This window comes from Faecalibacterium hattorii, assembly GCF_003287455.1.
In the GTDB taxonomy this organism is placed as follows: domain Bacteria; phylum Bacillota; class Clostridia; order Oscillospirales; family Ruminococcaceae; genus Faecalibacterium; species Faecalibacterium hattorii.
Genome location: NZ_PRLC01000003.1, coordinates 59820 through 72644, shown reverse-complemented (window position 1 = coordinate 72644; position 12825 = coordinate 59820). Strand labels below are relative to the sequence as shown.

At 58.8% G+C, this 12825-nt stretch carries 12 protein-coding genes and 2 tRNA genes; 7 read left to right on the top strand and 7 right to left on the bottom strand.

The genetic code is table 11. From position 1 onward, the window contains the following. Positions 1 to 86: 86 nt before the first annotated feature. Positions 87 to 836, top strand: coding sequence for a TraX family protein (locus C4N23_RS02940; protein WP_112143910.1), 750 nt, complete (start codon positions 87 to 89; stop codon positions 834 to 836). Positions 837 to 880: 44 nt separating this feature from the next. Here the strand turns inward: C4N23_RS02940 and C4N23_RS02935 are convergent. Both C4N23_RS02935 and C4N23_RS02930 read right to left on the bottom strand, forming a co-directional pair. Beyond that, a tRNA-Ser gene (locus tag C4N23_RS02935) sits at positions 881 to 974 on the bottom strand. Between the two features lie 32 nt (positions 975 to 1006). Beyond that, positions 1007 to 1094, bottom strand: a tRNA-Ser gene (locus C4N23_RS02930). Positions 1095 to 1323: 229 nt separating this feature from the next. Between C4N23_RS02930 and C4N23_RS02925 the strand changes: the two genes are divergently transcribed. The 6 genes from C4N23_RS02925 to C4N23_RS02900 all read left to right on the top strand — a co-directional run bounded on the left by C4N23_RS02925 (position 1324) and on the right by C4N23_RS02900 (position 7412). After that, on the top strand, positions 1324 to 1953 hold the full coding sequence (locus C4N23_RS02925; RefSeq protein ID WP_055188720.1) for a LexA family protein: 630 nt from the start codon (positions 1324 to 1326) through the stop codon (positions 1951 to 1953). A 180-nt stretch (positions 1954 to 2133) separates the two neighbouring features. Then, on the top strand, positions 2134 to 3492 hold the full coding sequence (locus C4N23_RS02920) for a putative DNA modification/repair radical SAM protein (protein ID WP_112143908.1): 1359 nt from the start codon (positions 2134 to 2136) through the stop codon (positions 3490 to 3492). Beyond that, positions 3471 to 4262: a TIGR03915 family putative DNA repair protein gene (locus C4N23_RS02915; RefSeq protein ID WP_112143905.1), complete on the top strand. Its 792-nt coding sequence runs from the start codon at positions 3471 to 3473 to the stop codon at positions 4260 to 4262. Before C4N23_RS02920 ends, C4N23_RS02915 begins: the two co-directional genes overlap by 22 nt. Positions 4263 to 4316: 54 nt before the next feature. Next, complete coding sequence (locus C4N23_RS02910; protein ID WP_112143903.1) at positions 4317 to 5390, top strand: hypothetical protein; 1074 nt, start codon at positions 4317 to 4319, stop codon at positions 5388 to 5390. Positions 5391 to 5560: 170 nt separating this feature from the next. Next, positions 5561 to 6037 (top strand): peptidylprolyl isomerase, encoded by a 477-nt coding sequence (locus C4N23_RS02905; protein WP_055188712.1) that lies wholly within the window; start codon positions 5561 to 5563, stop codon positions 6035 to 6037. Between the two features lie 166 nt (positions 6038 to 6203). Then, entirely contained in the window at positions 6204 to 7412 is a 1209-nt protein-coding gene (locus C4N23_RS02900; RefSeq protein WP_112143901.1) for a MalY/PatB family protein, read from the top strand. A gap of 49 nt (positions 7413 to 7461) precedes the next feature. Here C4N23_RS02900 and C4N23_RS02895 read toward each other — a convergent pair whose 3' ends face one another. The 5 genes from C4N23_RS02895 to C4N23_RS02875 all read right to left on the bottom strand — a co-directional run bounded on the left by C4N23_RS02895 (position 7462) and on the right by C4N23_RS02875 (position 12774). After that, entirely contained in the window at positions 7462 to 8265 is an 804-nt protein-coding gene (locus tag C4N23_RS02895) for a MurR/RpiR family transcriptional regulator (RefSeq protein WP_112143899.1), read from the bottom strand. A 193-nt stretch (positions 8266 to 8458) separates the two neighbouring features. After that, positions 8459 to 9868 carry an NAD(P)/FAD-dependent oxidoreductase gene (locus tag C4N23_RS02890; protein WP_097840318.1) on the bottom strand — a complete coding sequence of 470 codons (1410 nt, stop codon included), beginning with the start codon at positions 9866 to 9868 and terminating at the stop codon, positions 8459 to 8461. 65 nt (positions 9869 to 9933) lie between these two features. Further along, positions 9934 to 10635: an HdeD family acid-resistance protein gene (locus C4N23_RS02885; RefSeq protein WP_097840317.1), complete on the bottom strand. Its 702-nt coding sequence runs from the start codon at positions 10633 to 10635 to the stop codon at positions 9934 to 9936. 25 nt (positions 10636 to 10660) lie between these two features. Then, positions 10661 to 11995 carry an MATE family efflux transporter gene (locus tag C4N23_RS02880; protein WP_425349574.1) on the bottom strand — a complete coding sequence of 445 codons (1335 nt, stop codon included), beginning with the start codon at positions 11993 to 11995 and terminating at the stop codon, positions 10661 to 10663. Positions 11996 to 12156: 161 nt separating this feature from the next. Continuing rightward, a complete protein-coding gene (locus tag C4N23_RS02875; protein ID WP_055188700.1) occupies positions 12157 to 12774 on the bottom strand; it encodes a cytidylate kinase-like family protein in 618 nt (205 codons plus the stop codon). Positions 12775 to 12825: the final 51 nt, after the last annotated feature.

Genomic DNA, 12825 nt, shown 5'->3' with positions numbered 1-12825 from the left:
TTCAATTATCTTCTTGATTTTACTATTCTGCGTCCGTTCTGTCAAGCATTTTCGGCCTGATTTCGGGGCAGTAGGAGGGATTTTGAATGGAAACACTTCCAGTACAGAAACGACAGGGCCTGAGCGGGACCACGCTCAAGCTCATTGCCTGCATCACCATGCTCATCGACCATATCGGGGCTTCCTGCCTTGAAGCAGGGCTTCTGGTGCCGCTGATCGCGTCCGGTACGTTTTCGACTGACCCCGCTGCGGCATCGCTGCTCCAGCTGGACCGTGTTCTGCGCTACATCGGGCGGCTGGCTTTCCCCATCTTCTGCTTCCTGCTGGTGGAGGGCTTCCTCCACACCCACGATGTGAAGCGTTATGTGGAGCGGCTGTTCCTGTTTGGACTACTCAGCGAGGTCCCCTTTGACATGGCCTTCTTCCGGACGCCCTTCCACTGGGGCAACCAGAATGTCTATTGGACGCTGGCGCTGGGCGTGCTGGCCATGGCGCTGATGCAGAAGTTTCAGGACGCCGAGGGGAACATTGCATGGAAGGGCCGCCTTGCTGCGCTGGGCTGCGTCGTCCTTGCCCAGCTTCTGCAAACGGACTACGGAGCCATCGGCGTGGCGCTCATCGTGGCGCTCTACCTGACCCGGAACAACCGGAAGTACCAGTGCATCATCGGTGCGGTGATGATGCTGTTCGAGCTGACCGCCCCGCTGGCCTTTGTGCTCATCTGGTTCTATAACGGCCAGCGGGGCCGCTGCCCCCAGTGGGTCAAGTGGGCGTTTTATGGGTTCTACCCCGTCCATCTGAGCATTCTGGCGGTGGTGACGAATTGGGTGCTATAAATGGAAAAAGCCCGGTGATTTCAAAGAATCATCGAGCTTTTTCTTGGCGGAGTAGGAGGGATTTGAACCCTCGCGCCGTTGTTTAGACGACCTACGCCCTTAGCAGGGGCGCCTCTTCGGCCTCTTGAGTACTACTCCAGAGCAAAGTGTGTTACACTTATTCAAAAAAATGGCGGAGAGAGTGGGATTCGAACCCACGGTGCGTTGCCGCACGGCAGTTTTCAAGACTGCTTCCTTAAACCACTCGGACATCTCTCCTCGTGGGCACTCGCACACGCCGTACCGAATGCCTATTTAATTTACCAGATTTCCGGCGTGCTGTCAACCCTAAATTGAAAATTTCTCCATGGGACGAGGGGCTTTTTGTGAGGCGACAACTTTTTTTCGAAGAAAAACGAAAATTTCTCTTTACTTGCACATCCTTTTGTTGTATAATAAAAACACCAAGAAACCAACCCAACGGACGAAAGCAGAGGAGTGTTGAACGATGTCGTTTCCGGAACTGTTACGGCAATGCCGCAAGCAAAAGCATATGAGTCAGGCGGAACTTGCATCCCTTTTGGGCGTTACCCAGCAGGCAGTGGGCAAGTGGGAGAGCGGAAAAAGCTCGCCGGACCCCACCACAGTGGCGAAGCTGGCCGAGATCCTTGACACCACTGCAGATTATCTGCTGGGCCTGTTCGACCCGGCCGACGAGGGCCAGACCGAAGAGCGCTTCTTCGGCAGCTATGTGTACAGCCTGATCCCCGTTATCGGCACGGTGAAGGCCGGCTACGGCGCATTGGCCTTTGAAGAGGATTACGGCAGGGAGTATGCCCGCGTCAAGGATCCGTCCAACTACTTTTACCTCGTGGTGCGCGGCGACAGCATGGAGCCCCGCATCCACGACGGCGATCTGGCGCTGGTGCACAAGCAGGATACGCTGGAAAACGGCGATCTGGGCGTGCTGATCTACGGCGACGAGGGGGAGGGCACCCTCAAGCGGTATTTGCAGCGGGGCAACTGCGTCGTGCTGCAGCCCTTCAACCCCACCTATAAGGAAATGGTCATCAAGGGTGAGGACCTGAACAATCTTCACATTGCGGGCCGTGTGGTCGAAACAAAGGCCAAGTGGTAAACGATCAGACTGCTGTATGACTCCCTCAGTCACGGCTTTGCCGTGCCAGCTCCCTCTCAGAGGGAGCCTTGGCGTAACGGCAAGCTGTGAAAGCCTCCCTCATTGAGGGAGGTGGCATCGCGTCAGCGATGACGGAAGGAGTTGTGCGGCAGTCTGATTTTTTTGAAACGGAGGTGCGGTATGGAACAGTCGCTGATGGAGAAGCTGACCATTTTAGCGGACAGTGCAAAATATGATGTGGCCTGTACGTCCAGCGGCGCTTCCCACACGGCGAAGGCGGGAAGTCTCGGCAGCTGCTACGCGCCGGGCTGCTGCCACGCCTTTACCGCCGATGGCCGCTGTGTCAGTCTGCTGAAGGTGCTGATGACCAACTGCTGCGCCTTTGATTGCAGCTACTGCGTCAACCGCAAGTCGAATGATGTCCCCCGCGCGACCTTTTCGCCGCGGGAGCTGGCCGAGCTGACCATCGAATTCTACCGCCGCAACTACATCGAGGGGCTGTTTTTGTCCAGTGCGGTGCTGGTAACCCCGGACTACACCACCGAGCGGATGCTCAAGACCCTGCGGCTGCTGCGGAATGAGTACCACTTCGGCGGGTACATCCACGCCAAGGCCATCCCCGGCACCAGCCCGGAGCTGCTGGAACAACTGGGCTTTCTGGCCGACCGGTTGAGCGTCAATGTCGAGCTGCCCAGCGAGAACAGCCTGAAGCTGCTGGCCCCGGACAAGGGGCGGCACTCCATTTTCCGCCCCATGAAGCAGATCGCGGCGGAGGGGGCCGCCAACCGGGAGGAGCTGACCCTCTACCGCAAAGCGCCCAAGTTTGCCCCCGCCGGGCAGAGCACCCAGATGATCGTGGGAGCCTCGCCGGAGACGGATTACCATATCCTGAAGCTGACCGAGGGGATGTACCAGAAGTACAGCCTCAAGCGGGTGTTTTACTCTGCCTACATCCCCGTCACCGAGGATACCCGCCTCCCTGCGCTGGATACCAAGCCCCCGCTGCTGCGGGAGCACCGGCTTTATCAGGCGGACTGGCTGCTGCGGTTCTACCAGTTCAAGGCGGACGAGATTCTGGACGAGCATAACCAGAACTTCAACCCCTACCTTGACCCCAAGTGCAACTGGGCCGTGCAGCATTACGGGCTGTTCCCGGTGGATGTGAACAAGGCTCCCTTCGAGATGCTGCTGCGGGTGCCGGGCATCGGCCCCAAGAGCGCCCGGCGGATCTGGCACGCCCGCAAACAGGCGTCGCTGGGGCTGGACGAGCTGAAACGGATGGGCGTGGTGCTCAAGCGGGCCCAGTATTTCATCACCTGCCGGGGCTTTGCGGGGGCGCATCCGGGGCGCGGCAGCGCGGGCCGGGAGCGGATCACCAACGCCCTCATCGACCCGAACGTATTCAGCGGCGGGGTCGAGCAGTTGAGCATGTTCTCCCCGCCCGCTGTGGACAAGCTGGTGGCGCAGGGTGTGCCGCCCCGCACGGCACAGAAATTGGTGCGGGAGGAGGCAGTGCAATGTCTGGCGAAAGCACTGTGACCCCCGCCCGCAAGCTCCACGATGCCGATGTGGTCTACCTCTACGACGGCAGCTTCGAGGGCTTCCTTTGCTGCGTCTTCGAGAGCTTTGCCCAGCACGAGATCCCCTTCGCGGTCTGGACGCCGGAGCGGGAGACGGCCACCCTCTACCCGTTCAAAGACATTGCCACCGACCACGAAAAGGCCCGGCGTGTCTTTGCGAGCTTTGGCCGGAAGCTGGGGGCGGAGACGGAGTACCTTGTTACGCGGGACTTCCTCTCCGGCCGGGAGGACAAGGAACTGCTCCTCATCCGGTTTCTGCATCTGGCCTTTGCGCTGGGGCCGGGCACCGTCAAGCGGGCGGGCCACCCGGACGTGGCCCCGCTCTACGAGATGAAAAAGAGCCTCGACTGGGAGGTGGACAAGTTTCAGGGCTTTGTCCGCTTTGAGGAACACGACGGGATGCTGGGGGCGGTCATCCACCCGAAAAACTACATCCTGCCGCTGCTGCGGGGGCATTTCTGCGGCCGCTTCCCGGAGGAGAACTTCATGATCTACGATGCAGTGCACCAAGCGGTGCTGCTGTATCAGGACCATAAGCCGCAGCTTCTGGAACTGGCTGAGCCGCTGGTGCTTCCCCCGCCCAGCGCGCGGGAACAGCAGTTCCAAACCCTCTGGAAGCAATTTTACAAGACGCTGGAGATCAAGGCCCGCCACAATGAGCGCGGCCGCATGACCCACTGCCCCAAACGCTTCTGGGCCGATATGACGGAGCTGCGGGAAGAATTGTAACGGGGCGGGATTTGTCAACAAAAGTTTACAGCAAGACGTAAAGGAAGGATAAAAATGAACCAGACAACGGAAAAGGAAAAACCGAAGAGGTGGAAACTCGTTTTGTTAGGCCTCCTCATGATTTTACTGGCCGGGATGACTGTGGCCAACATTCAAAGAGGGCTGACAAGCCAGATCTATCTGTATGGTGAAGAACACAGCCAGCAGCGCATCCTCGACGAAGAGCTTGAAATCTGGGGCGGTTATTACGCGCGGGGAATGCGGGACCTGTTTGTGGAGTTTCCCTACTTCGATGCGCAGTTTTTAAACCTTTGGATGAAAGCGGATGATGACGAGCTGCTGAACCTGCAATTTCAAGATTGGCAGGGAACGCAGGGCGGCACGGAGGTCATGAAAAACTTTCTGAAGCAGATCAAGGAACGGTATCCTGAAACGGTGTTCCATGGTACGGATGTCGGACATACATGGGAAAGCACCGGTGCGCGGTATCTGGCCTATCTGGAAGCCAATGGGCAGAACGATACGGCAGAGTATCAGCGTGTGCTGGAAAATATCGAACAAGGCAAAACCTACTATGCAACCAAACAAACCGATTCGGATGCCGCAGACGCTTACCGGGAAAACAAGATGGTTGAAAATTTTGAGCGCAGCTATCAGGAACTGGAAGCCGAACGCAGGGCCGACATCATGGGGATCTATGGCTCGGCACATATTGCGTCGTCGTATAGCCGACCCGATTATATGGCCGGGCAGCTCAGCGAAACCTACGGAGGCCGGGTGCATACGGAAGATTTGTCAATGCTGACAGAGCCGCTTGCGACGGAAACAATCACTGTGAACGGAAAACGCTATACGGCCTCTTACTTTGGGGAGGAGGATATCTCCAAGATATCGGGTTACAAGACCCGGAAGTTTTGGCGGCTGGAAAATGCGTATCAGGACTTCAAGGACTTGCCGACCACAGGAGAGGTCATGGGCTGTAACAATTATCCGATGGCCGTCGAAACGGGACAGGTTTTTATGGTAGAGCTGTTGAACCGGGCCGGTACGACCGAGACCCGGTATTACCGTGCCGACGGCAATCAGTTGGAGGGCCAGCCTGTCACGGAGTGGGTCGAGGTGGATTGAAGGATTCTTTTTGACGGGAACTTGTAAAAATCCGGCCCGAATTTACAAAAACGTTGCAACTATGCCGTTGCACAAGGCAAAAGGTATGGTATACTATAAGGGAACTCTGGCAGAACTTCTGCCGCAAACACCCCGGAACGGGGCATGATTTAAAGGAGCATTGGAACATTATGGTTCGCATTACTATGGAAGACGGCGGCATCATCGATATTGAGCTGAATGAGGAAGTTGCCCCCATCACCTGTGAGAATTTCAAGAAGCTGGTCGGTCAGGGCTTCTACAACGGCCTGACCTTCCACCGTGTCATCCCCGGCTTTATGATCCAAGGCGGCTGCCCGCTGGGCAACGGCACCGGCGGCCCCGGCTGGAACATCAAGGGTGAGTTTACCGCCAACGGCGTGAACAACCCGCTCAAGCACACCCGCGGTGTCATCAGCATGGCCCGCAGCATGAACCCCAACAGCGCGGGCAGCCAGTTCTTCATCATGCACCAAGACGCCCCCCATCTGGACGGCCAGTATGCCGCGTTCGGCAAGGTCGTCGCCGGTATGGACGTGGTGGACAAGATCGCTGCTGTCCCGACCGACTGGAACGATAAGCCCAAGACCCCGGTCAAGATGAAGACCGTCGAGATCATCGAGGGCTGAACCTGCTTTGCAAAAGAGCTTTCCGCCGCTGGGTGGAAAGCTCTTTTTTATCGTAAAAATTCGTGATTTTTCCGCAGGATTTTTTCGACTTTGCGGCGAGTGGTTGCATGGGACGCAAAAATATGTTAAGGTGAAGACGAACGATTTTTTGAGAAGGAGCGCACTTATGAAATACGATTTCACTTCGATCATTGACCGCCGCGGCAGGGACGCCATTGCGGTGGACGGCCTGAAGGGCGACGGCTTTTCTCCCGCTCCCCCGAAGGAAGGCTTCGATGCCATCCCCATGTGGGTGGCGGACATGAACTTCCCCACCGTGCCCACCATTCAGGAAGCCATCATTGAGCGCGCCAAGCACCCGGCCTTCGGCTATTTTCAGGCCCCGGCGGAGTACTTTGACAGCATCATCCGCTGGCACGAGACCCGCAACGGCGTCACCGGCCTGAAGCCGGAGCACATCGGCTACGAGAACGGTGTGCTGGGCGGCGTCATCAGCGCGCTGAACTGCGTCTGCTCCCGGGGCGACAAAGTGCTGATCCACAGCCCCACCTACATCGGCTTCACCAAGAGCCTGAAGAACAACGGCTACGAGGCCGTCCACTCCCCGCTGGTGAAGGATGAGAACGGCGTCTGGCGGATGGATTTCGCCGATATGGAAAAGCACCTGAAGGAAGAACACATCCATGCCGCCATCCTGTGCAACCCCCACAACCCCTGCGGCCGCGTCTGGGAGCGCTGGGAGCTGGAAAAGGCCATGGAACTGTACAAAAAGTACGATGTCTATGTGATCTCCGACGAGATCTGGTCCGACATCATCCTTTCCGGCCACAAGCACACCCCCACCCAGTCGGTGAGCGAGGATGCCCGGATGCGGACGGCGGCGTTCTATGCCCCCTCCAAGACCTTCAATCTGGCGGGCCTCGTGGGCAGCTACCACATCGTGTACAACGACTGGTGGCGGGACCGCATCCTGAAGGAGTCCAGCCTGAACCACTACAACATGATGAACGTGCTGTCTATGCACGCCCTCATCGGCGCATACAAGCCGGAAGGCTACGAGTGGACTGATGAACTGTGCGAGGTGCTGACCGGCAACATCGATTTCGCCTGTGACTACATCGCCAACCACTTCGAGGGCGTCAAGGTGGCAAAGCCGGAGGGCACCTACATGCTCTTCGTGGACTGCACCGACTGGTGCGCCGCCCACGGCAAGACCATCGAGGACGTCGAACAAGCTTGCTGGGACGTCGGTGTCGCCATTCAGGATGGCAGGATGTTCCACGGCCCCTGCCATCTGCGGATGAATCTGGCGTCGCCCCGCTCCCGCATCGAGGAAGCGTTCCGCCGGATGGATCGATACGTTTTCAACGCCTGACCGCATAAAAAACAGCTCGTCTCCGAAGGGGGACGGGCTGTTTTTGCTGTTAGGAAAGGTCTTCCCCGGTCAGGAGCAGGTAGTACAGAACTTCGACCAGCAGGGCCGACGAGAGGAGTGAGGGGGCCGGATCGGTATCCACGATGCGCTGGGCGCGGTTGGAGGCCAGCAGCAGGTGGTCGGCCTGTGCGGCCAGCGGGGAGCGGCGGTCGCAGGTGATGAGCAGGATCGCAGCCCCGTGCTCGCGGGCGGTGCGGGCCGTTTCCAGCAGCCGCTCGCTGCGGCTGTCGCAGGAGATGAGCAGCAGCGCATCCCGCTCGGTGAGGGTGGCGGCAAAGGCTTTGGCCTTTGCCGCCACGGCGCTGGTCATGCAGCGCTTGCCGAGGCCGCTCAGTTTGAGCGAAGCGTCCATGGCCACGGGCAGACTGTTGTCCGTGGCTTCGATCTCGATGATCTCCGCGCTGCGCAGCACGCTCATGGCCTTCCGCAATTGGCGCAGATTGAGTGCCTGAATGGTGGCGCGGATCTCTTCCTGCCGGTTGGACTGGACGGACTGCAGCGTCTGCCGCAGGGGGTCTGGGCTGGAGGAATGCAGGACCTCCACCTCCTGCTGCTCCATCACGTCCCGCGCAAGGGCGAGCTGGAACTTGCGGTAGTTCTCGAAGCCGAGCTTGTGGCACAGCCGGGTCACGGTGGCCTCCGACGACTGGCTGGCATGGGCAAGCTGGGCTGAGGTGACCACCGACGCCCACTTGACATCTTTGAGGATGCAGTCTGCAATGCGCCGCTCCGCACTGTAAAGCTGGATGCCCGAACATAGCAGCGTGACGACGCTTCCCGGAGAATCGCGCATAGAAAATAACCTCCCTCACGTTTCTGTAGCGATCTCATTTTTCCTTAGTGTAGCAGTTTTTTCGGGAAAAATCAATTATTTGCGCAAGGAAAACGGAACAAGACCGGGAAAACGCCGTGTTGTAAAAATCGTCGAAAACGGGCATGAAAAAAATCCCCGTGCCGGAGGGCACGGGGAAAGGTAGAATGTTCGATCAGCAGCCTTCTTTTTCGGCCAGCTTCCGGCCCATGAGCACGCCCATGACGGAAGCCATCATCAGGCCGCGGGTCCAGCCGGAAGAGTCGCCGAGGCAGTGCAGACCCTTGATGTTGGTGTCGAGGTTCTCGTCCATCTTGACCTTGTTGGAGTAGAACTTCAGCTCCGGGCTGTACAGCAGCGTCTCGTTGGCGGCAAAGCCGGGCACGACCATATCCAGCATCTTGATGAACTCGATGATGTTGGTCATGGCGCGGTAGGGCATGGCAGCGGTGATGTCACCAGCGACGGCATCCTTCAGGGTGGGCTTCACGTTGGACTGGGCCAGCTCCTTGGCCCAAGTGCGCTTGCCGTCCAGAATGTCGCCGTAGCGCTGGACCATGATGTGCCCCGCGCCCAGCATGTTGGTCAGCTCGCCGACCTTCTGGGCGTAGGCGATGGGCTGGTTGAAGGGCTCGGTGAAATTGTGGGAGACGAGGATGGCGAGGTTGGTGTTTTCGCTCTTCTTCTCCTTGAAGCTGTGGCCGTTGACCACGGCAAGGTCGTTGTCGTAGTTTTCCTGCGCCACGAAGCCGCCGGGGTTCTGGCAGAAGGTGCGGACCTTGTTCTTCCAAGGCTTCGGGTAGCCGATGAGCTTGGACTCGTACAGCACCTTGTTGACCTTCTCCATGACCTCATTGCGGCACTCGACCCGGACGCCGATGTCCACGGTGCCGGGTTTGTGGGCGATGTGGTGCTCCGCGCAGATCTTCTCCAGCCAGTCCGCGCCGCGGCGGCCGGTGCCGATGACGACGGTATCCGCGTAGACGGCGCGGGGTTCCTCGCTGCCATTGCGGAGATATACGCCCTTGCAGACCTCGTTTTCGAGGATGATGTTCTCACACTCGGTGGAGAAGAGCATCTCCACGCCGTTGTCGGCCAGATAGTTCTGGATGGCCAGATACAGCTGCTGGGCCTTCTCGGTGCCGAGGTGGCGGATGGGGCAGTCCACCAGCTTCAGGCCCGCGTGGATGGCGTTCTTGCGGATCTCCTTGATGTCCTCGCCGGTGTAGATGCCCTCCACATGGGGGTCGGCACCAAATTCGAGGTAGATCTTATCCGTGTAGTTGATGAGCTCCTGCGCGAACTCCTCGCCGATGAGGCTGGGCAGGTCGCCGCCGACCTCATAGGAGAGGCTCAGCTTGCCGTCCGAGAAAGCACCCGCACCGGAGAAGCCGGTGGTGATGGCGCAGGTGGGGCGGCAGTTGACGCAGTGGCCCAGCTCTGCCTTGGGGCAGTGGCGCTTTTCCACCGGCTTGCCCTTTTCCACCAGCAGGATCTTCTTCTTGCTGCCGTGGCGCAGCAGCTCCACAGCGGTAAAGATGCCGGCCGGGCCGGCACCGACGATGATCAGGTCGTAGTTGTTCATAATGTTTTCCTTTACTATTGATTTCAGTTACTCTCTTTTATCAGCGGCCTGAGAGGGCGAGCCCGTTAATCGTTTTCCTGCTCCACCTCCGCACTCTCGTCCACATGGTCGAGTTCCACGGCGGAAGCTTCTACGTCTGCGCGGGCAACATCCGGCGCAATGACGCCGTCGCCGTTCAGGTCCTCGCCCGTCACGGCCTCCAGCATGGACTGGGTCTCCGGGTGCAGCTTCAGGAACCGCTTCACCGCGATGACCGTGTACAGCGCACTCAGCAGGTTGAGCGAACCCTCCACGATCAGGATGACGCCGATGGCCATGACCAGCGTTTCCATGGTGCCGAAGGGGTCCACGATCATGATGACACCCAGCGCGATGCTGAGCACCGCCAGCAGCAAAAAGCCCTTCCAGCTCGGATACTCGCACCGGCGCAGCTCCAAGGCGTTCTGGATGCGGCCAAGGCTGTCAAAGATGACGAACAGGCCGAACACGATGGGCAGGATGCGCACCACGATGTCGCTGCGGATGATGAGGAACGCGCCCAGCCCCAGACACACAAGGCCGGAGATCAGGGTCAGTTGGCTTTGGAACACCCCGCGCTCCACCGCAAAATAGCGGATGAGCTGCACGGCCGCACAGGCCAGCACCACGCCGCCCAGCGCGTAGCAGACGATGTTGAGCGCTGTGCCGGGGACCAGCAGCAAGAAGATGCCCAGCCCCAGATACAGGATGCTCATCAGCACGAGGTTCCATTTTAACTTCTTTCCCATAAGGCTCACGTTCCTTTCGGTTTTGTTAGTTGTACAGGGGAGCGATGATCTTCTTGTTGAGCTGCGCGAAGAGGGCAAAGCTCATCACCACGCTGACCAGCTCTGCGATGACGAAGGACCACCACACCATGTTCACGTTGCCGGTCTGGCTCAACAGCCATGCGGCAGGGATCAGCACCACCAGCTGACGGCAGATGGAAACGATCAGGCTGAACATGCCGTTGCCCAGCGCCTGAAACGACGAGGACAGGATGATGCTCATGCCGGCCAGCAGGAAGTGGAGGCAGATGATGCGCAGCGCCGGGATGCCGATGGCCAGCATGGCGTCGCTGGCGGCGAAGAAGCCCAGCAGCTTATCCGGTGCGAACTGGAACAGCAGGAAGCCGATCAGCATGATGCCCTCGGCATAGCACATGGCCAGCTTGATGGTCTTCTTCACGCGGTCAGGTCTGCGGGCACCGTAGTTGTAGCTGATGATGGGGACCATGCCGTTGTTCATGCCGAAGATGGGCATAAAGACGAAGCTCTGCAGCTTGAAGTAGACGCCGAAGACGGCGACGGCCGTGGCCGAGAAGGCCATCAGGATCTTGTTCATCAGGAAGGTCATCACGCTGCCGACGCACTGCATCGCGATGCTGGGCAGACCAACGATGTAGATCCGCTTGATGGCATCGGCGCTGGGGCGGAAGCCGTGCCAGTCGAGCTGGATGTCGGGGTTCTTCTTCAGGTTGAAGAAGATGGCCGCGCCCGCGCCGCAGAACTGGCCGATGACGGTGGCCACGGCTGCGCCGGTGGTGCCGGAAAGGGCTTCACCGCAGCAGCCGAAGATGAAGATGGGGTCCAGCACGATGTTGACGATGGCACCGATGAGCTGGCTGCACATGCTCAGGTTGGTGCGGCCCGTTGCGGCCAGCAGCTTTTCGCTCATGGTCTGCATAAACAGGCCAAGGCTGAACACCGAGCAGACGGTCAGGTAGCGGATGCCCTGCTGGGCAATCTCCGCATCGTTGGTCTGTGCATAGAAGTAGGGCTTCATGCAGGTCAGGCCAATGACAAAAAATACCGCAAAGCTGCAAAAGGCGAGGAAGATGCCGTTTTCGGCGGTCTTGTTGGCGCGGTACTGGTCCTTTTCGCCGAGGCTCTTGGACAGCAGCGCGTTGACGCCGACACCGGTGCCGACGCCGACCGCGATCATGACGTTCTGCAAGGAAAAGGCCAGCGAAACGGCGGTCAGGGCGCTCTCGCTGACATGGGACACGAAGATGGAGTCCACGACGTTGTACAGCGCCTGTACCAGCATCGAGACCATCATCGGGACGCTCAGTTTGACGAGCAGGGGGTTGATGGACATGGTGCCCATGATGTTTTCCTGCGCAGCAGGGGAGGTTGTTTGCTTTGTTTCCACGATTACTCCTTATTGACGAATTTTCTCTATGCCTGAAACATGGGCAGGGTGCAAACGCACCCTACCCACGCAGCATCATTGTTTTTTGAGCGTTTCGGCTCAAATGGCTTGGCCGCTTACGTCTCGGCGGTTTCCATCGTCTTTTCCTTGGCAGCCACAGCGTCAAGGATCATCTTGACGCAGGTCTCGCGGCCAAGGGCAGCGTTGATGGCCAGATCGTAGTTGTGGGCATCGCCCCAGCGGTTCTGGGTGTAGTAGTTGTAGTAGGCAGCGCGGTTGCGGTCGGTCTTCTCGATCTCTTCCTTGATGCCCTTCTCATCGTGTGCCTTGACCAGCGGATCGGTCTTGGCCAGCTCACGGCGCCACTCCACCGGCGCGTAGATGAAGACGCGCAGCACATCCTTGCGCTCCCGCAACACGTAGTCACCGCAGCGGCCCAGAATGACGCAGGGGCCTTCCTCGGCCAGCTGCTTGATGATGCGGCTCTGCAGGATGAACACCTGATCGCCCAGCGGCAGCTCGTTGCCCATGGTGTACAGGCTGTACAGCAGACTGTGGGTATGGCGCTTCTCGCTGGCTGCAACCGCCTCCTCGGACAGACCGGAGTGCTTGGCTGCCATAGTGATCAGCTCCTTGTCGTAGAGCTTGATGCCCAGAGCATTCGCAACATCCTCTGCGATGTAGTTGCCGCCGGTGCAGTACTCACGGCCAATGGTGATGATCGTCTTTGCCATAATGCGTTCCTCCTATTGTTTGGTGTATCTTCCAAAAAGCGCTTGGCGGAG